The organism is Rhizobium oryziradicis (genome assembly GCF_001939045.1).
GTDB lineage: Bacteria > Pseudomonadota > Alphaproteobacteria > Rhizobiales > Rhizobiaceae > Allorhizobium > Allorhizobium oryziradicis.
Genome location: NZ_MKIM01000025.1, coordinates 442,050 through 462,305 on the forward strand (window position 1 = coordinate 442,050; position 20,256 = coordinate 462,305).

Consider the following 20,256-nt stretch of genomic DNA (forward strand, 5'->3'; position numbering starts at 1 on the left):
TTAGGGATTATCGCGCTTATAAATCCAGTCGTGGTCGGGGTGGTTCTGGAAGCGCCATTTGCGCATGGGCCCGGCCATGACATTGAGATAATACATCTCATAGCCATAAGGAGCACCGCAGGGATGGTGGCCCTTGGGCACCAGCACCACATCGCCGTCCGATACAGCCATGGTTTCATCGAGACTGCCATCTTCGGTAAAGACGCGCTGGAAGCCAAAACCCTGCGCCGGATTGAGACGGTGATAATAGGTCTCTTCCAGATAGGTCATGGCCGGGAAATTATCCTCATCATGGCGATGGGGCGGATAGGATGACCAATTGCCCTGCGGGGTAAACACTTCTGTCACCAGCAGGCTCTCGGCCACATCGCGCTCTTCCATGGCGATGGGGAAGATATAGCGGGTGTTGGCACCTTTACCGCGCTCCGTCAGAGCAATGCCTTGCGGGCCAATCACCTGCGCTTCGCGGCCGGGCTTTGCGGGCGCGGTGCAAACGGCCAGCGTCATATCCGTGGTGGCGGTGGCGCTCCAATCGCTTCCTGCCGGGATATAGACGCAATGGGGCGGCTTTTTCTCAAACACGTTCATGCGGTCGCCAAGCTCGCCGAAGCTTTTACCAGCGCCCGAAATTTCGGCCTTGCCCTCAACGAGAACCAGAATCACTTCTGTTTCACCCGTCTGTTCAGCCGCCTTTTCGCCCGCCTTCAGCTTATAAAGACCAAAGCCGACATAGCCCCAGTTGGCGCTTTGCGGGGTGATATCATGCACCTTGCCAGTTGTGGCCACAGGTTTGCGTAGAAGATTGGTCATTGTTCATCTCCCTTTTCATCGCCCTTTCTGGGTGTTTTGTAAAACACCCAGAACAGTTGCAGGGCGGCATAAAAACCAAGCGCCAGCGAAATCATCGCCCAGGTTTGCGAGCCATTGTAAAGCTCAATCCCCGCCCAAACCAGCGGCACAAGGGTGACGAGAATGCGCACCCAGAGCGGTTTGAAAAACGGGTGGTGGGGATCGAGAAATTGCATGGACTGACCTTATGGTGAGCGGAGCGGAGTGGGTGCCGTTCCAAAGAGGCTGTGGTGGGAGGGATATAGCACAGCTCGGCGCTTGCTTAACCCCTTGCTCCGACCGATTAAGCCGCCTTATCCAACCCCGCAGCCTTGGCCATGGCCTTCAACGAGGCAAGGCCCAAGCTCTGGTAATCATAAGGATTGCGCACATCGGGGTCCTGCTCGGCCTCAATCACCAGCCAGCCTTCATAGCCATGCTCGCCAGCGATTTTCAAAACCGGCAGAAAATTCACGCCGCCTTCGCTGTCGCCCGGCACGGTAAATGCGCCACGGCGCACGCCTTCAAGGAAGGAGAGCTTTTCATCACGCACCTGTTTGGTAATCACCGGGCGGATGTTCTTGGCATGGATATGGCCCACGCGGCCCATATGGTTTTTCGCAACCCGCTCCGGATCGCCGCCGCCAAACAGGCAATGGCCGGTATCCAGCAACAGCTTGGCGTGGGGGCCGGTGTTGGCCATCAGCTTGTCAATCTCTTCTTCGCTCTCGACAATCGTGCCCATGTGGTGGTGGTAAACCAAGGCAATGCCCTGAGCTGCCGCAAATTCGGCCAATGCTTCCACGCCTGCGCCAAAGCTGGCCCACTCCGAATCGGCCAGTTTCGGGCGATCATTCACCGGCTTATCGTCATCGCCATGGATCGCATTCGATGTTTCGCAAACGATAATCACCTTGCTGCCCATGGCCTTCAGCAGGTCCAGTGCTGGCTGCATGGCCGCCTTTTCGTCTTCAATGCTATTGGTCAGCAGGTTCAGCGAATGCCAGCCGGAGACGTAGCGAAGGCCGCGCGGCTCCAACACAGCCTTCAAGGCTGCTGGTTCCTGCGGGAATTTGTGGCCCTTTTCAATGCCGTCGAAACCGATTTTCGATGTTTCATCGAGGCATTGGTCGAGGCTGATATGGGCACCCAGCGTGCGGTCATCGTCATTGGACCAGGCAATCGGGTTGGTTCCGTAGAGAATCATCTTAATGTCTTTCCTTGAGCGCTGCCTCGTAGCGGGCGCGAGCCTGTTGCACTTCATTACGGTTCGATACTTCCGGCACCGCCACATCCCACCAATAGCCGCCAGCCTCCGGCGTTGGGTATGGATCGGTGTCGATGACGACAACGGTCGGTCTTGTCGCGTTGCGAGCGCTCGCAAGCGCCGTTTCCAACTCTGCAATGGTTGTCACCTTGCTGGAATCCGCCCCCATGGAGGCTGCGTGGGCGGCAAAATCAATCTGTGGCGCGTAGACGTGCGAGGTGTGGGCGTAGAGGTTGTTAAACTCGGCCCCGCCGGTGCCCATTTGCAGGCGGTTGATGCAGCCATAACCCCGGTTATCGGTGATCACCACGGTGATTTTCACACCCAAGGCGCAGGCCGTGACCAGTTCGGAATTCATCATCATGTAGGAGCCATCGCCGACCATGACAATCACGTCACGCTCCGGCTCGGCCATCTTGATGCCCATGCCTCCAGCAATCTCATAGCCCATGCAGGAGAAGCCATATTCCATATGGTAGGACAGCGGCAGTTTGGATTTCCAAAGCTGATGCAATTCGCCAGGCATGGTGCCTGCCGCGCACATCACCACAGTATTGTCGCGCGAGGCGCGTTGTACGGCTCCAATCACCTGCATGTCGGTGGGCAGGCTGTTGCCATCCTTAGGAGCTGCGGTAACGGCATCGGCCTTCGTAAACCAGTCAGCCTTCAGGCCCGCATCCGGCGTGGCAAACCGATGTTCACCCAAAGCGGATGAGATCAATTCCAGACCGATTTTGGCATCCGCGACCAAGGGAAGTGCATCATGCTTGGCGCTGTCATAGGCTTGAACATTGAGCGCCAAAATCTTGCGGTTCGGGTTCTTGAACAGCGCCCACGATCCGGTGGTAAAATCCTGAAAGCGGGTGCCAACACCGATCACGAGATCAGCTGCCTCGCAAACCGTGTTGGCACTGGCCGCCCCCGTAACACCAACGGGTCCGAAATTCAGGGCATCATCCCAAGGCAGAGCTGATTTTCCGGCCTGTGTTTCCACCACCGGAATCTGGTGCTTTTGCGCAAAATCCCGCAAAGTTTGCGTGGCACCGGAAAAATGCACGCCGCCGCCTGCGACAATCACCGGGCTTTTGGCGGCTTTAATCGCGGCAATCGCACTTTCCAGCTCAAATGCATCGGGCTGAGGACGGCGGATGTGCCAGACTTTTGGTGCAAAGAAACTCTCAGGATAATCATAGGCTTCGGCCTGCGTATCCTGACAAAAAGCCAGCGTGACGGGGCCGCAATCGGCAGGATCGGTCATGGTGCGAAACGCGCGCGGCAGCGCCGTGAGCAGATGTTCGGGCCTTGAAATGCGGTCAAAATAGCGACTGACGGGACGGAAACAATCATTGGCGGACATCACCCCATCATTGAAATCTTCCACCTGCTGCAACACCGGGTCGGGTCCGCGATTGGCAAACACATCACCGGGCAGCAGCAAAACCGGCAGACGGTTGACATGCGCCAAGGCCGCAGCCGTGACCATATTCAGCGCGCCGGGGCCAATCGAGGATGTCACCGCCATGGCGCGGCGGCGGCCAAGCTGTTTGGCATAGGCAATGGCGGCATGCGCCATGGATTGCTCATTCTGCCCGCGCCATGTGGTGACGCTGTCTTTTGCACCCTGCAAGGCCTCGCCAAGACCGGCCACATTGCCGTGGCCGAAAATGGCCCAGACGCCAGCAATAAATGGCACACCTTCCGGTGTCATCTGATTGGCAAGGTAGCGCACTAAGGCCTGAGCGGCTGTCAATCGCACCGTTTTCCCAGCGGTCGTCATTGTCTCTCTCCCTGAATTCCTGAAGACTTAAACGCTTGCCCGCGCTTTATCCCAAACTTGACACAGCGATGTGTATTTACTCACCATGTCAGCAATCGCATCTTCATCTGACAGTGTGCCAGCCAACCATTTGCGCGCAGCATCGCCAAAAATGGTGCGGCCAACCGCAAAACCCTTGACCAGATCAAAGCTGGCTGCCGTTTTGAAACTCTCTTCCAGCTCAGTGGCGGGCGCATCCAGACCCAGCACAACAATGCCCCGCGTGTAGGGATCGTTCCGGGAAATGGCATCACACGCATTCGCCCAGGCGGCTTTCGTCTTCATCGGCTCCAGCTTCCACCAGTCGGGGTAGACGCCAATATCGTAGAAACGCTGAATAATCGTGGCTGCCGTATCGTCATCGGTTGGGCCGACCTTGGAGGGAATAATCTCCAACAGCATTTCAAGCCGGTTACGGCGAGCCGCCGTGAAAAGACGTTTTACCGTATTTTCCTGCGCTTCTTTCAGGGCCGCATCGTCATCGGGGTGATAGAAGCACAGAACCTTGACCACATTTTCCACTGGCCATTCGGTGAGGCCACCAAAGTCCTCGCCCAGTTCCGGCTCCAGTGTCAGCGGACGAGAACCCGGCCATTCCACCGGGCGGCCAATCCACAGGCCAGAGCCGGAGGCCTGATACAGCGCATCACGACCCAGACGGCTATCACACAAAATGCCATAACCGGGCTGACCATTGGCCACCTGCTGGGCTGCTTTGAGGCAAAGTTGCTTGAAAGCACCGATCCGCTCATGGGAAACACCGGCCTCATCACACATGGCTTCCAGTTGCATGCGGTGGTCGAAGGCAAACACCCGCATTTGCGGCCATTCCCCATCGCGGTTGGTGGACCAATGCACCTGCTCCAGTGCTGCATCCTTGCGCAAAGCCTTGTTGCGAATGCCGGTTTTGAAGAAATAATCCAGCTCTTCAAGACTTGGATAGGCTGGCGTGCAGCCGTGGCGTGATACGGCAAAGGCACCGCAGGCATTGGCAAATTTCAAGGCCGTTGGCCAATCCTTGCCCGTCAGCCAGCCTTTCAGCAGACCAGACATAAAGCCATCGCCAGCCCCCAGCACATTGAAGACCTCAATCGGGAAGCCTTCGCCGGTCTGACCATCGTCAAGACTGTCAGGAATATCGCCATCAAAAACCACGGCACCCAAGGCACCGCGCTTGCACACCAAGGTGGCTTTGGAAGCATTCCGCACCGCCCGCAGCGCTTCCACAGTGTTGGTAGAACCGCCCGCAATGTGGAATTCTTCTTCGGTGCCGACAATCAGATCAAACCAATGCAGGGTGGATTGCAGCTTCGTGGTTACGGCCTGTGATTCAATAAACCGACTTTCGCCATCACCATGGCCCGCCAAGCCCCAAAGATTAGGACGATAATCAATATCAAGAGCTGTTTTTGCACCGTTCTCGCGCGCCAATCGCAGCGCCTTCAGCACAGCTGCTTCGGTATTGGGATGCGACAAATGCGTACCCGTGACGCATACACAGCCGGATTCAGCCACAAAAGCTGGATCAATGTCATCTTCGCACAGCGCCATATCGGCGCAGTTTTCGCGGTAGAAAATCAGCGGAAACTGGTGCTCGTCGCGAATGCCGAGCAAAACCAGCGCTGTCAGACGCTTCGGGTCTGTCTTGACGCCGCGGACATCCACGCCTTCGCGCACCAGTTGTTCGCGGATAAAGCGGCCCATATGCTCGTCGCCCACGCGGGTAATCAGCGCCGATTTCAGACCCAAACGTGCGGTTCCTGCGGCGATATTGGTGGGGGAGCCGCCGATATATTTGTTGAAAGAAGCCATGTCTTCCAAGCGGCCACCGACTTGCGCGCCGTAAAGATCAACAGACGAACGGCCGATGGTAATCAGATCAAGTTTCGGCACAGCACCCTCCTTGGATGTCGCGAAAGCGCAGATTTGCCTTTCACCACACCGGCCCCTCTCCCGGAGGGCCGTTCTAAATTTGCATTAAAATGGACTATATATTCTATTTTTTAGACTTCAACACAAATGTTCAGTCATCTTGTCGCATTGTTCCCACTGCCACTGACAGCGCGATCGCCAGACAGAGCGTGGCCGAGAGCGAGCGAAACGCGCCAAAATCCACCTCGGACACGGTGAGCGTCAGCGCACCAAATTTATGCAAGGGACTGACGCTCTTGTCGGTGATCGCCACAACGGGAATGCCACGGACGGCCACTTGCTCGACAAGATCGAGTGTTTCCGCCGAATAGGGCGAAAAGGTAATGGCCAGCATCACATCCCCCTCGCGGATGGCGTGATGGCTTTCCAGCTTGCCAACGGCACTATGCAACATGGCGGGAACCGCCATTTTTTCAAAGGCATAGGCAATATAGCTGGCGACAGGAAAGGAGCGGCGCATACCAACGATATGGATCATCCGCGCCGCTGCCAGCTGTTGCACCGCTTGTTCCAGCAGTTGTGCATCCACCGTTTGCAAAAGACCTTCCAATGACACCCGCCCGGCATCGACAAATTCTGCCAAAAGCGCGGATGGGCTGCCGGATGCGGTTTCGCGCAAATGATGCAGGCGGGTGGAATAGTCCGGCCAGCCGCCGACAAATGAGTCGCGAAACAGCCTTTGCATCTCGGAAAACCCAGAAAATCCAAGGATTTGACAAAAGCGCATAAAGGCTGAGGGCTGCACGCCCGCACCTTCTGCCATTTCAGCAACGGTCGAGACGGCGATGCGATCCTTGTTATTGGCCACATAATCAGCGCATTGCTTCAACCGCTTGGGCAGATTGTCCGAGACCTGCACCAAACGCTCATCGAAAGCCTTGATACTGTCCGGTGCGGCGGCAATTTCCTGCGACATTGTGTCTGACATAGTGGGTATAGGGCCTTAACTCTTGGTGTGAGGGTGAAACCTGCCTGACACAGCGCAAAGCCTGCCTTGACATCACCACGATCCCATTCTAGCAAAATGGAACGTATATTCCAAATGAGAACGGTGCAAGGGCCGACAAATGCCCCGGCAACGTTCGGTTTGAGTGTTTTAACGTGTCATGTGCTTTTCGCCCCGCAGGGGCAAAGCCGGGAGGAAAACATCATGGTGATAAAACTGGCCCTTTTGGGCGCAGGCCGCATTGGCAAAGTGCATGCAAAAGCAATTGGTGAAGAAAAGCGCGCCCAACTGGTCGCCGTCGCCGATGCTTTCCCTGAGGCTGCAAAGGCAATTGCCGATGCTTACGGCGCGAGCGTGAAGACAATCGAAGAGATTGAGGCCGATGCCTCGATTGATGCTGTGTTGATCTGCACGCCAACCAACACCCATTCCGATCTGATCGAGCGCTTTACCAACGCCGGCAAGGCTGTGTTTTGCGAAAAGCCGATTGATCTGGATGTTGCGCGTGCGCAAGCCTGCGCCGATGTGGTGCGCGGCAATGGCGGCAAGGTCATGCTGGGCTTCAACCGCCGATTTGATCCGCATTTCCAGGCGGTTCGCAAGGCAATTGATGATGGCAAGATCGGCAAGGTTGAAATGGTCACCATCACCAGCCGCGACCCCGGCGCACCACCGCCAGAATATATCAAGGTTTCCGGCGGCATTTTCCGCGATATGACCATTCATGATTTCGACATTGCCCGCTTTTTGCTCGGTGAAGAAATCACCTCTGTCATGGCATCGGCTTCCGTGCTGGTCGATCCAAAAATTGGCGAACTGGGCGACTTTGACAGCGCCAGCCTGGTGCTGACCACGGCCTCTGGTCGTCAGGCGATCATTTCCAACTCGCGCCGCGCCACCTATGGCTATGACCAGCGCATTGAAGTGCACGGCTCGGAAGGCTCGGTGGCCGCTGAAAACCAGCGTCCAGTCTCCATCGAAATCGCCACCAAGGACGGCTACACCCGTCCACCGCTGCATGATTTCTTCATGACCCGCTACACAGCGGCCTATGCGGCTGAAATCTCGGCTTTCCTCGATTGCATCGAGAGCGGCAAGGCACCTTCGCCATCGATTGAAGACGGCCTGATTGCGCTGAAACTGGCCGATGCCGCTATGAAGGCTGCTAAGGAAAAGACAGTCGTGACGCTGTAACGAAAACACCAGTTAACACAAAAGATAGAAAGGTCGGGCAGGCAATGCCCGGCCTTTTTTATGGGATGAGAAACAGGGTTTAATATCCGTTGCCGACATTCTGTATCGAGCCGCTGCCATAATAGCGCACCACGCGCGGAGCAGACGCAGACACTGCGCTTTGACGCTGGCCCAGTTTTCCAAGAATGAAGAAGAGCAAGAACGAGCCGATCTGATAGGCAAACAACACGTCGATTTCGACGAATGAACGCTCGACCAGCAGCATGGCCAAGCCAAACAGCACGCCCGCTTCGGGATCGTTCACATTGACAAGCAACCGTTTCAAGCTGCCCAGCAGCGCTGTAAACAGCATGCCCGCCATCAGAAACAGGCCAATGATGCCGGTTTCCACAGCCGTTTCGATATAGGTATTGTGGAAGTGAAAGCCTGCGCGGGTTGGAATGTAAAACTCATCCCAAAGCCGTTCCGCTTCGGAAAAACCCTGCACCCAATAGGCCTGATAGCCCACCCCAATGATGGGATGTTGAAGGGCTGCAGCAAAACCTTGCTGCCAAAGATAGGTGCGTCCGGTCAGCGTTGAATCCTTGCCAAAAGCCCCCAGCACAAGGTCAATCCCGCCGCTATAGACAAAGGCTCCGATGGAAAGGCTACCAAGCACGGTGCCCGCAATAAACAGCACAATTCTATGGCGCGGCGACAAAAGTCTGACGGCACGCAACACCAGAGACGCGCCAATCACCACAATCACCGTCAACACCGATGTGGCCGACTCAGATTGCTTCAAACAATAGGCGGAGAGAATGGCGGTCAGTGCTGCAACAATCAGCCATAGCCGCCGCATTTTGAGAATAACAATCGCTGCGAAGACAAAATAGACGCCGAGCGATGCATAAAGCCCCAATTGATTCTTGGAGGAAAAGGCACCGACAAAGCTGACCGTTCCATCCAGCGGATCAAAAAGGTAATAACCAAACATCAGCGAATAGATCATCACCAGGATGGTGCCCAGCAACGCGCCTTTGACAAAGGAATCATTGCTCACCACCCGCATCGCAATCAAGCTGCACACGACGTGGGTAAAAAACTGCACGGATGCACGCGCCGTGACAGACGGCGCGGCCGACCAGAACACGGACAGCATGGCGAACAGGCTGAAGGCCATAATCGGCAAAAAGACACGCGGACTGCCAATCACACGCCGGTAATCCACCGCAACCAGCGGCAACCACAGCCCATAGAACAACAGAATGGACACCTGCCCAAACCGGGGCGAATAGGCAAACACGAAAAACGACAGGGTCACTGCCGTTATCGCGTAGATCTGATTGCGCACCGGATCTATCAATTGCGCCTTGGCAATTCGCATCAATGCCTCATCGCATGGCCGATTGGGACAGCTTTGCCGTCACTTTAACCACATCGCCGGGTAATACCACCGTGTTTTCGGTGGCTGCGATTTCGGTTGGCTTGCCGTCCTTGTCGCGAACGATGGAGTAAGAGACGTTGGAGCCGCTCTCGCCATCTTTTGCAGCCGCACTTTCTGCCGATTGCAGCAGGGCGTCATTCATCAGACTTTGCTGAGTTGACAGCTTGAGTGCACGCTCTTCAAGCTGCGCCTCGGTGTCTTGCAACTCCTGCGCCAGCCTTGCATCCCACGCATTGCGCGTGGTTGTCTCATCCTGCTGGGCTTTATTGAGATCCTGCTTGGCCTTCAATGTTGCCGTATCAATATCCAAGAGACCCGATTGTAGATCGGAGACCTGTTGCTCGACCGCCAAGCGGCGTGAACTCAGCGCCAGCCCCTGCTCGCTCAAGCTATTGACCTTGTCACGGTCTTCTTCCACCATCGCAAGCTGGCGGGTCTGGGTTTCGAGTTTCTTGCCCAAGGCATCGATTTGCGCCGTCAACAATGTCTTCAAATCCGCAAGAGACGACAGCGTCACCTTGAGATTGGTGCGTTGAGAATTCATCAACGCCATTTCGGAATCCACCAACTGCTTGATATCCGGGATTTTTTTAAGATCGTCGGTAATCTCGATTTCTGGCTTGTTGTTGATCTGGGCCAGAATGCGTGCACGCCGCACCAAAAGGCGATTGCGGTTGGACACCAGCACAGAGCCTTCCCCCTGTGCCTGAATGAAATTGCGTGCGAACTGTCCGGTTTCCGCGCGCTTCAATCCTCCAGCCACACTCAGGGCTTTCAGTACCGTCATACCCGGCGCATAGGGAAACTCGCCGGGGTTTTGAACGGCACCGGCCATATAGACCGGGCGGTATTGCGAAATTTCCACCGAGGCCGATGGCCGGTCGCTCAGTCCAAACAACTGCTGCATCTTCAGGCCAATTTCGCTGGCCACATCCGCCGTGGTTTTGCCCGATGCTGGCAATTCACCAATAAAGGGCAACGACACGGTGCCAGAAGCGCTGACGGCGTAATCGCCGCTGACAGCGCTCCAATCGCGCACGGCACCTTCTGCCGTTTGCCACTCTGCAACCCGCACGCGGATCTTGTCCATAACCCCAAGATGATAGGCATCCGCAAACGCGAACGCAGGCGACAGGACAGATAAAAATCCCGCGATAGCGAGAGAAGATACATTCAATCTCAGCCTGGAGGACTTTCCTCCTCCGGCAATCATTTCAGCCTTCATGGCAAATCCTAAGCACTGTTTTTGTCGAAGAAAGCAGAGCTGATGCTCGGCCCATACCGCAGTGTTAATAGCTGCCGCGAGACATGCACACCGCTGGAACGGTCCGCATGATGATCAGAAGATCTTTGGTGATCGACCAATTCTTGACATACATGGTATCCATGGCAACGCGGGTTTCGTAAGACACATCATTACGACCGCTGACCTGCCAAAGACCTGTCAGGCCCGGACGCGTTTGCAGATAGTAGGACGCCGAGGCCTCGTACATTTCCAACTCGTCTTCGACCACGGGGCGGGGTCCGACAATGCTCATCTCGCCCTTGATGATGTTGAGAAGCTGGGGCAATTCATCAAGGCTGAGTTTGCGCAGCACAGCACCGACGGCTGTCACACGCGGATCATTTTGCAGCTTGCGCGTTGTGCGCCATTCTTCATAGGCTTCGGGGTTGTTGCGCAAGTAATCTTGCAGAACTTTTTCGCCATTTTGCACCATGGTGCGAAACTTCATGCAGCGGAATTCCTGGCCATTATGACCAATACGGCGATGACCATAAAACACGCTGCCGCCATCGGTGAACTTCACCATGGCTGCAATCATCAGAAACAGCGGGCAGAAAACAACGAGTGCAACACAAGCGATAAAAATATCGAGACTTCGCTTTGCTGCCCCACCAATCGGTTGGGAAGCCGATATGGCAGGATTAAAAAACGGCGAGTTGGCCGATCTTGTCGCGGACTTCATAGAGGAGCCTCCATTTACGTGGGCGATTGGGTCGGGCCCCGGCGGGGCGCGTCCGTATTCATTGCCACAGTGTGTGGTGAGAATTTGTCCTTCGCAATCCCCTCTTCACAAAACATTCCAACGATAGGAATCATAGAAATTGCAATATGTTTTAGATTGTAGTAAAAAAAATCGTAATTTCAGTATTTCTTTCTCTCTAAATTACGGTCATCGTAAATTTGAATTCATAGAGTCATTAACCTTTCCCAATTGGTAACCTTTGTTATTGTGAAATTTCGATCTTATTCATGGCTTCACCTCATTTTGATAGAATTCTCATATGTGGATATCAGGTTGAGGGAAAAGTTCACGTCACTGTTGCATCGCATCATTATATTGCGGCGCACATGTAAAATTCGCTATATCTAATATTGTAACAATTCGTGATGATCAGAACCTGCCCAAAAACAGCCCCTGTGCGCGGCAAGAGCCCCTCAGAGCCATGCCATTGCCATCAGGAATCAGCATTTGCAAAAACCGGTCAGATCTGTTGCGCGCAGGATGAACCTGTGAAACCCATCCCCTCCATTCAAACATCGAAAACGCCGGGCGCGAAAATTACATAGCAGATTGAAAGTGTTACAATCTGCCTTTCGCCCCAGGACACGCGTCGTTCGCTGTAAAAGCCTCGGCGCATCCGTTCAAATTCAAGATAAATTGAACCATCTGTGTAACGGTATCGAAAGTCTCTTGCGCTATGAGAAGCAATCTACGCGCAGAACCGCTCAAGGGAACGCTTCAATATTGTAAGAAACAGACAAGACCACTATGGTAAAGTGGCCTTGAGGAGAAGGCGCAGACAATGATGTACGGACGAACATTTTGGGGGAGGCTCTAAACCATGCATGCGCCTAAAGTCTTCTTCAGTATGATTGGAGCGCTGCTGGTTTTTGCGGCGACAACCTATTATCTGTCTGGCTCCCTCTCTGACACAATCATCAAAACTGTCGTTGCTGCCGTTATTGTGCAGGTGGGATATTTTGGAGCGATTGTTTATTTTGTTGCCAGGGAAGCCAAGGCCAGAAAAGCAGCGCTTGGCAAGCAGGAGCAGGCGCGCGCATCGCAGCCGGAAGCAAGCAAAACCCCCAGCCTTCCCGAGGCCAATCACACCGTCATTCGCAACGGTTGAGATAATCTGTTTGCACGCTGTCTCTTTTCAGCCAATATAGCGATATAGGCGTTAGAGCGCTCTGACCAACGTGTTCGTGTGTGTCTGCGTCGTCCATTGGAATTTCATGGGTAACAGCACTGTTCGGCATATGTGGCGCACAAATGTTGGCTGTCGCACTTTATATCTACTGCATCATTTTCAGCTTAAACCGATTGGGATTTCAGCTGAAAATGATGCAGTGGTCGCGATGAAAAGCGATGACAGATGAGAGGAAACAGCAAGGATGCAATTGAAAATTCGGATTTAGTTTTCTCGATCAAACGACATTCGCGGGCCTTGATGCGCCCTCAGCTGAAAAGTCACCGACGGAGCGTAAAGCTCAGGAGACCAGAATACGGGAGACCGTGATGACGCCGAATTCCACCGTATGCGTTATTATTGCTGCAAAAAATGCGGCAGCGACAATTTCGAGAGCCGTTCGCTCGGCACTGGCAGAACAGGCGGTAGCGGAGGTTATCGTTGTTGACGATGGTTCAACGGATAATACAGGTGCAGAAGTTTTATCCGCGGATGACGGCACTGGCCGGCTCAAGCTCACGGGCTTTGAGCGCAACCGCGGCCCGGCGGCTGCGCGCAACCATGCCATTGAAGCCTCGACTGCCCCCCTCATCGCCATTCTCGATGCCGACGACTTCTTTCTTCCTGGCCGGTTCACCCATATTCTGGCGGAGGATCAGTGGGATTTCATTGCCGACAACATTGTTTTCGTCAAAGAAGAAAGCGTGGGCCAAATCCGCAATGGCGTGCAAAAGTTTCAGCGTCAGGCTCGGCTTCTGGATCTCGAAGCCTTTATCACCGGCAATATCTCCCAGCGCGGCAAGCAACGCGGCGAGATCGGTTTTCTCAAACCGGTGATGCGCCGCGAATTTCTGGATCGCCATCAGTTGCGCTATAAGGAAGATCTGCGCTTGGGTGAGGATTATGACCTCTATGCCCGCGCACTGGTGGCCGGTGCCCGCTACAAAGTCATCCATAGCTGTGGCTATGGTGCCGTCGTTCGTCATGATTCCTTGAGCGGCAAGCATAGAACAGATGATTTGAAACGGCTTTACGAAGCTGATCAGGCGATCCTGGCCAATGATAATTTGACCAAAGCTCAGCGCTCGCTGCTGGAGCGCCATGAGAAACATGTGCGCGATCGCTATGAATTGCGCCACTTTCTCGATTTGAAAAATCAACGAGGCCCGCTTTCTGCGTTGGCCTATGCCCTGCGGCATCCAGGTGCGGTTCCGGCCATCGTGGGCGGCATTGCCGCTGATAAAAGCGCTGCCTTGACGGCAAAGCCCGCACCAAAACAAACCAGCACCAGTGCCGCGTTACGCTATCTTCTGCCTGCATCGCCCGAGACAGAGCGGCCATAAAAATATCCCGCCGTTACAGCGGGATATTTGATCGTCATTTTGCAAAAACGAGCCTGACGCCAAAAGGCTCTATTGTGCGAGACCGTAATCGCGACGCACGCCTTCAATCACATCCATGAAACGGGCTTTGCGCTCAGACAGCACCGAATCGCGGCTCAGTTGCGGGGCGGTTTGACTGGCCTGCCGAAGACGAAGCATGGAAGGCAGCGCCAGAGAATGCTTGATCAGACGGCGCAATGGCGTTTGCCGTGGGCCTCTCGCCTCTTGCAAAGCCGCCTCATCAACCACACGATCATTGGGATTTTCCGGGGCTGGCGGATACTCTTCAAAGCGCATGCCCCAAAAATTGGAATTCTTCATTTTCGCCTCAGCCCGGCTGGAAATGGGGACCTGCAAAGGCTGATAGCGCACGCCAAGGGTCGATGCCCAATCATTCCATTTAAAGCTGTTAATGCTGGCCGAGGTGCTAACCGCAACCCACGGCACGCGAAACGCATCGGCCAGAATGGCACCGTGCATCGATTCAGCCACGATCAATTCGGACTGGGCAATCTGGCGGATCACCGCTTTGGCCTCACCGCAAGGGTCGATATACGTGAGGCCTGCCTGTGCCGCAACCGATGGCCACATGCCGACAATTGCCGATTCCCAATGGGGCACAAAGCTCTTCTTGTAGAGTTTTGGAAGATTTTGAAATTCTGGCATCTCGGCCAGCATCACGGCCGGGTCAATAATACCCTTATCCGGCTCAAGACCAAGCTTTTGCGCCGTCAAGGGGCCGCGCACGCAGCGTATATCCCATTCCTGCTGGACGCTCATATCTGGCAGGCTGCCGTATCCGAAGCCACTGCCGATCACCAACTTATGCTGGCCCTCGGGCAAAAGAGCACGGTTTAAAACAGTGCCAACGCCGACCAGCAGGGTCTCTGGATGAACATCGCGCAAACCCGGCAGGAGAAAATCCCAAAGCCAAAGATTCAAATCGTCACCGAAGTTTCCATGGGCGGATTCCCAATAATAAGGCTGCATGATTGGTCCTTTGTGGCGATTGGTCAAAAGAAGGCTGCACGGTAAAGTCTTGGCGTATCAGCGCGAAAACTTACCCACGGCGAGAGAGAAAGCGCTTTGAATGAGGGCCGGATCACGCCGGAACCATCGAAAAAGCACGGAAAACTGCGGCATTTTACCTCTTTTGGCGCGCCCGGCCTGGCTCCACAGCGCCTGCTTTCGAGCAACTGTCTTATAATCTCGAATTGAGGCGATTTCGGTGGGTTTATTGGCAAAACGACGCTCCAATGTGTCGAGGGCCACCCAGGTGTTGAACTGTTGCTGGAGAAATTGCGGTGATGCGGCATCGATGCTGTGGAAGATATTAACCCCCTCACCCCGCACGGCACCGGCAGCATCGCATAGGATGACGCGCTTTGCGCCCAAAACACAATCACAGAAAAACAGAACATCCTCTGCCGCCAGCCGCAGCTCGGCCTCAAAGCGGATTTTTTCAAACAGCGATCTGCCGATCACCATGCAAGACAAATGCAAAAAGCTCCAGTTCTTCAGCATCACGCTGGACATTTCGGGCAGTTCAATCACCAGCGGATCATCCTGCAAGCGATTGTTTTGCTCAGTCTTTTGCAGCTCAGCCATGCCGAAATGATAATAAAAATCATCTCCACCGCGAATAGACGCCCAATAGCAATCTGCACCGAACTGCGTCATCGCCTCATAGGCATTTTTGAGGTGATCCGGGGTCCACTCATCATCCGAATCCAGAAAGGCCGCAAATTCGCTGGTGGCAGGCACGGCATCGAGACCAGTATTTCTCGCGCCACCCGGGCCCGCATTTTTCTGGCAGATCACATGAATGCGCGCGCGCTTTTCAGCGTCGAGCGGCTCCAGTTCCAGATCAATCGCATAGGGGGATTCATCATCCACCACCACGATGTCAAAGTCCTGAAAGCTTTGAGCGAACACAGACTGAAGCGCCCGGCGCAAAATGCCCGGCTGTTTTTGGTAGAAGGGAATAAGAACTGTTATTTTCGCCATATCCGCTCCTGGCCTCTATGAACTTGTTTGAATTTTCATACGGCGTCTGCCGTAGACGGTTTACGCCCCGGCAAGCCAAATTCCTGACGCATGGCGCTATCCACCATGCGCAATCGCCGCAGGTTGTGCACAAGCTTGCGCACGTCCTTCAGCGTCTCGCGGCAAAAGATATGCGCGCCCAAAATGCTGCCGGATTTGCTGTGGGCACCGGCATGACCAATGCGGTAGACCGCGCCACGAAAGGGCAGCGACAAAAGCGCATTGCCGCGCTCGGCCAGCGCATCGGCAATGCGCTTGTGGCTTCCCAGCATGGTTTTGATGAACGTCTCGGAACAATCTTCAAAGCGGGAAGGAAGCTGGTAAAGATCGGAGCGGATGATCAAGGATGTTCCGCAAAAATGGGCAAAATTGTCGTAGCCCATCATCAACTGTCCGCCTTCATTCCAAAGAAAGCCGAGATTGATTTTCCAGCCATTTGCACCGCGATGTTGTGCGACATAGTCCACCAGTCGCGCGCTGACAAAGTCGTCATCATCGACAACCATGAAATAATCACTATCGGATGCTGCCAGCATGCCCGACAGAATGCGTCGGCCTTTATCCAGCCGCACGGCGTCATAGCCCGCTTCCAGATTATCGCGTTGCAGATCATAGTTGGGATTGGGCGCAAAGGTGACCCGCTCCACGAAAAAACGCTCTGGCATGGGCGGCAGGCTGGCGCCTTCGTTGGCCACGATAACGCAGCGCCAATCATCATGGGTTTGTGCGGCAATGGAGGCGATGGTTTGCGACAGGCGCGCGCACAAAGCCCCCCAGTCACGGGCATTATCCGGGTGTCGAACAGGAATGATAAAAGTCAACAACATGATAATCTCACCCAAATTGGTTGTTTTTTGCCATCACGCTCCTTGAGAGCCCTGTGGTTTTTTGGCGTGACATGCGCCCCGAGAACGCTCAACATTTGAGCCTTCTCGAAAGAGGCTGGCCCGTTGATATAGTTCATGCGCTTTGGCGGCGACGTAGAATTGTTCTGGCCAAAAACATCATCCTGTCGCCGCACAATATGGCAATGATTGACAGATAAACCACGGCTCCAACGCCGATCTCGATCAAGAGCCGCGCCACAACTGACCAGTCTTGCAGCAGATGCCCAACCCCGAGCACTGCCGCCAGCATGACAACATAGGCCGCCGCCGGCCGCAGAAACTGGCCAAAATAGACGGCAATGCTCATATTGATAATGCGTGTCACCATCCACAATGTGATGGGCCACAGGCACAGGGTGCCCAGCATCAAGCCGATGGCGATCACCGTAATGCCGTAGGTGTAGAGGCAGAGCACCGTTGCGATGGTCACGACATTGCGCAGCAGCTGATAGTAGAACCACCAGTTTGACTTGCCCTGGCTGGTAATCAGCGATGCCTGAATAACGCCGATACCACTCATCAGGCCAATCACGCAGAAGGCGCGAACCGGCCAGATGGCAGGTGCCCAATGATCGCCAAACACCAGCGGAATGGCATCATCGGCCACCGCCGCCAGGCCCATGAAGGCCGGAAACGAAATCAGAGAGCAGCCAAATGTGGCCATCAAGAATGCATCACGCACTTTCGAGCGATCATGTTGCAAGGACGACAACAGCACATGGGTGACCGGCGTAAGACCACCCGCCACAACACCATTGATCATTTCGAACAAACGGCGTGAGAAGTTATAAAGACCCAGAGCCGCCGGACTGATCAAGGAGCCAATAATCAGCTGATCGATGCTCATAGCGGTCAAAAAGCGATTGGCTGAGGCGAAAAGGCCGTAGTGGAGCAGCTCCTTCAAGCTCGCCAGCTTGATGCGAAAGCCCGGCAACCAGCCAGCACCCCAAAAGGCAGCCGTGCAACTGGCAATCGGCGCTGCGACCTGGGCAATGGCCAGCGACCAAAGACCAAATCCTGCAAAAATCAAGCTGATGCAAATGGTTCCAGAAATCAGCGTGGCAATGGCAGTCCGCACCGCAGCCAGATGAAAGGACATGGTGCGCCCGATCAGGGCATTGGGCACAATGGCGGTCATGTCGAAAAATATCTTCAATCCGACAACCATCACCAGAGCGGTAATTGATTCCTGTCCCAGCGCATTTGAGATGAATGGAGCGGTGAGTGCCAGTACCGCATACAGAATGGCAGCGGACAGCAGCGCCAGCCAGAAAACCGTATCAAGATGGCTTTTGCGAATGGTTTTCTGCTGGATCAAGGCTTCGCCAAACGCCGTGGGGCCGATGTTGGCCACAAAGCTGACAACGCTCATTGCCAGCGCCACCAGACCAAAATCATGAGGAGCCAGATAACGCGAGGTGATGATAAACACCGCACTGTTCAAGGCATTGGGAATCAACGTGTCAAGCGCCGACCAGAACGCTCCGCGTACGGCAGCTCCGGAGCGGTTTTCTGTCAGATGGGCAAACACGATCTCATCGGTATCGGACATTTGCTTGTGCTCATCAGGTCGCCAGATTTTCACAGATCAATCCTGTCCAAAGCAACGCACCTCTCATTCAAAGCGGCTCTTAGCGCTTGTGGTTTCACCAAAGCTGCCTGCCTCTTGATAAGACAATGAGGCGCTTTTCAGTTTCCCACGTCAGTTTACCATAATGGTAATGTTTGGGTGAACTTATGGGAATGGCCGCTCAATTGGCAAGCAAAATTGTTGCACCTGCTCACAATGACGTTTTTTTCGAGCGTCCTGCACCAACGGCGGCATCAATTGGGCGATATTTTGTCATTCAGGGCCAGAGGCTCGCGTTAAATGCATGGATCGGCGGTCATTTTGCGAAAATTTGCAGAAATATTGCCTCTTATTTGCATAGCAGACCCAGTCCGTCCGTTTTCTTTTAAACGATTGAAATAGCGACATATTTGCAGAAGCCTGACGCGGTGTCGCACCTTGCGTTAAAACCGAAGGTGCAGATTTTTATGCAGCCTTGCTCCGCCAAAGTTGATTTTTTTGCTGCGCTGCCACATTTTTTAGTTCACATTACCACGATGGGAAGGTCATCCACGATGCGAAGAGGCGATGGCAACATTCTTCTTCGCATCGGCCCAACGATCGACCTTGAGACTGTCAGGACAGGAGAGACCCACATCGTGAAGATCGATCAAGAGTTATCTGCCCGAATCAATATCGCACGGCTCTTGCTGATTGCCGGTATTGTGTTTGTGCATGTGCCTTTTGATCAGGACTCCAATGCCTACCTCGGGCAATACGGTGCGTTTGACGGCATGCGGGTTTTCTTGCACGACGTGCTCTTTCGCATTGGTGTGCCGTGCCTCAGCGCCATTTCCGGCCTTTTGCTGTTTCGCAAGGGCTTTGAGATGCTGGACTATCGCAAAATCCTCAAAGCCAAGTTCAGCAGCCTGTTTTTGCCCTTTCTGCTTTGGAATGCCGTGTTTTTGGCCGGTATCGCCCTGTTGCAAATGTGGGATTTCGGGCTCGGCTATTTTCCCGACATGTTTGATGCATCCCTGCGGGAGCTGGTTAATCTGGTTTTTGCCACAGAAACCATGCCGATAAACCTGCCTTTGTATTTCCTGCGTGATTTGCTGCTGTGCATTGTCATGGCACCCCTGATCGGCCTGTTGGTCAAGCGTTATCCGATCATCACGTTGTCGGTGCTGTTGATCTATGCGGTTCTGCCGGTTCCAAATTTGATTTTCCTGAAGAAATCCATTGTCTTCGGTTTTGCCTCTGGAGCCGCCATTGCGCTGCATGGCATCAATATCAAAAAACTGGATCGATTTGCGCTGCCGATGATATCGGTCATCGGGGTTTGCGCGCTGCTGCTGTTCATTGCCCTCTATAGCAACGGCATGGATGACAGGCCTGTCTGGCTTCAATCTTTCGAAAAGCTGGTGGCGGTTATGGGCGGCTTGGGTGCCTGGACCTTGACCCGGCTGTTGCTGGATACGCGCTTTGGACAGGTCTTGGTACAAGCCCCTTCCGGCCTGAGTTTCTGGATATTTTGCACCCACTATCCGATCATGATGATGGCCTGGTTGGTGTGGGGCAAGATCAACATCGATTTTTACCCGTTGTTCTATGTCGCGGTTGTGCCGTTCACTTTCTTGCTGGCGCTGACCTCGCACTATCTCGCGCAACAGTTTGCCCCACGCCTCTATGCCGTAACCACAGGACAGCGCACGCGTTCTCGATCACCTGCAACGAGCCCCCAAATGACTGAGCGTGCGCGTTTAGTTCTCGGAAAAGGAGACTAAT

General features: G+C 54.3%; 17 protein-coding genes. 4 read left to right on the forward strand and 13 right to left on the reverse strand.

Annotated elements, in window-relative coordinates; translation table 11 throughout:
- From iolB to BJF95_RS10105, 6 genes are all read right to left on the reverse strand, one after another.
- Positions 1-810: a 5-deoxy-glucuronate isomerase gene (gene iolB / locus BJF95_RS10080; protein ID WP_075639295.1), complete on the reverse strand. Its 810-nt coding sequence runs from the start codon at positions 808-810 to the stop codon at positions 1-3.
- A complete protein-coding gene (locus BJF95_RS10085) occupies positions 807-1,025 on the reverse strand; it encodes a hypothetical protein (protein ID WP_075639296.1) in 219 nt (72 codons plus the stop codon). The genes iolB and BJF95_RS10085 overlap by 4 nt, the downstream gene beginning before the upstream one ends.
- Positions 1,026-1,132: 107 nt before the next feature.
- Entirely contained in the window at positions 1,133-2,035 is a 903-nt protein-coding gene (gene iolE / locus BJF95_RS10090) for a myo-inosose-2 dehydratase (protein WP_075639297.1), read from the reverse strand.
- Position 2,036: 1 nt separating this feature from the next.
- Positions 2,037-3,872 carry a 3D-(3,5/4)-trihydroxycyclohexane-1,2-dione acylhydrolase (decyclizing) gene (iolD, locus tag BJF95_RS10095; protein ID WP_075639298.1) on the reverse strand — a complete coding sequence of 612 codons (1,836 nt, stop codon included), beginning with the start codon at positions 3,870-3,872 and terminating at the stop codon, positions 2,037-2,039.
- A 27-nt stretch (positions 3,873-3,899) separates the two neighbouring features.
- Positions 3,900-5,804 (reverse strand): bifunctional 5-dehydro-2-deoxygluconokinase/5-dehydro-2-deoxyphosphogluconate aldolase, encoded by a 1,905-nt coding sequence (locus tag BJF95_RS10100; protein WP_075639299.1) that lies wholly within the window; start codon positions 5,802-5,804, stop codon positions 3,900-3,902.
- 130 nt (positions 5,805-5,934) lie between these two features.
- The gene (locus BJF95_RS10105) at positions 5,935-6,759 is read right to left on the reverse strand and encodes a MurR/RpiR family transcriptional regulator (RefSeq protein WP_139317462.1); all 825 of its coding nucleotides are present in this window, start codon (positions 6,757-6,759) and stop codon (positions 5,935-5,937) included.
- Positions 6,760-6,993: 234 nt separating this feature from the next.
- Between BJF95_RS10105 and iolG the strand changes: the two genes are divergently transcribed.
- A complete protein-coding gene (iolG, locus tag BJF95_RS10110; RefSeq protein WP_075639301.1) occupies positions 6,994-7,983 on the forward strand; it encodes an inositol 2-dehydrogenase in 990 nt (329 codons plus the stop codon).
- A gap of 79 nt (positions 7,984-8,062) precedes the next feature.
- Here the strand turns inward: iolG and BJF95_RS10115 are convergent, their stop codons facing one another.
- The 3 genes from BJF95_RS10115 to BJF95_RS10125 form a co-directional block, all read right to left on the reverse strand.
- The gene (locus tag BJF95_RS10115; protein WP_075639302.1) at positions 8,063-9,349 is read right to left on the reverse strand and encodes an O-antigen ligase family protein; all 1,287 of its coding nucleotides are present in this window, start codon (positions 9,347-9,349) and stop codon (positions 8,063-8,065) included.
- A gap of 7 nt (positions 9,350-9,356) precedes the next feature.
- Complete coding sequence (locus tag BJF95_RS10120; RefSeq protein WP_075639303.1) at positions 9,357-10,634, reverse strand: polysaccharide biosynthesis/export family protein; 1,278 nt, start codon at positions 10,632-10,634, stop codon at positions 9,357-9,359.
- Positions 10,635-10,698: 64 nt separating this feature from the next.
- Positions 10,699-11,376 carry a sugar transferase gene (locus BJF95_RS10125; protein WP_075639304.1) on the reverse strand — a complete coding sequence of 226 codons (678 nt, stop codon included), beginning with the start codon at positions 11,374-11,376 and terminating at the stop codon, positions 10,699-10,701.
- Between the two features lie 880 nt (positions 11,377-12,256).
- Here BJF95_RS10125 and BJF95_RS10130 point away from each other — a divergent pair.
- Together BJF95_RS10130 and BJF95_RS10135 are read left to right on the forward strand one after the other, a co-directional pair.
- Positions 12,257-12,544: an exopolysaccharide production repressor protein gene (locus tag BJF95_RS10130; RefSeq protein WP_075639305.1), complete on the forward strand. Its 288-nt coding sequence runs from the start codon at positions 12,257-12,259 to the stop codon at positions 12,542-12,544.
- Between the two features lie 389 nt (positions 12,545-12,933).
- Positions 12,934-13,947, forward strand: a complete 1,014-nt coding sequence (locus BJF95_RS10135) for a glycosyltransferase family 2 protein (protein WP_075639306.1) — start codon at positions 12,934-12,936, stop codon at positions 13,945-13,947.
- A gap of 69 nt (positions 13,948-14,016) precedes the next feature.
- Here BJF95_RS10135 and BJF95_RS10140 read toward each other — a convergent pair whose 3' ends face one another.
- From BJF95_RS10140 to BJF95_RS10155, 4 genes are all read right to left on the reverse strand, one after another.
- Positions 14,017-14,976 carry a polysaccharide pyruvyl transferase family protein gene (locus BJF95_RS10140; RefSeq protein ID WP_075639307.1) on the reverse strand — a complete coding sequence of 320 codons (960 nt, stop codon included), beginning with the start codon at positions 14,974-14,976 and terminating at the stop codon, positions 14,017-14,019.
- 57 nt (positions 14,977-15,033) lie between these two features.
- Positions 15,034-15,993, reverse strand: coding sequence for a glycosyltransferase family 2 protein (locus tag BJF95_RS10145; protein WP_075639308.1), 960 nt, complete (start codon positions 15,991-15,993; stop codon positions 15,034-15,036).
- Positions 15,994-16,028: 35 nt separating this feature from the next.
- Positions 16,029-16,862: a glycosyltransferase family 2 protein gene (locus BJF95_RS10150; protein WP_075639388.1), complete on the reverse strand. Its 834-nt coding sequence runs from the start codon at positions 16,860-16,862 to the stop codon at positions 16,029-16,031.
- Between the two features lie 130 nt (positions 16,863-16,992).
- A complete protein-coding gene (locus BJF95_RS10155) occupies positions 16,993-18,471 on the reverse strand; it encodes a lipopolysaccharide biosynthesis protein (protein WP_075639309.1) in 1,479 nt (492 codons plus the stop codon).
- A 656-nt stretch (positions 18,472-19,127) separates the two neighbouring features.
- Here BJF95_RS10155 and BJF95_RS10165 point away from each other — a divergent pair.
- On the forward strand, positions 19,128-20,255 hold the full coding sequence (locus tag BJF95_RS10165; RefSeq protein ID WP_245297281.1) for an acyltransferase family protein: 1,128 nt from the start codon (positions 19,128-19,130) through the stop codon (positions 20,253-20,255).
- The last annotated feature ends 1 nt before the right edge of the window (position 20,256 follow it).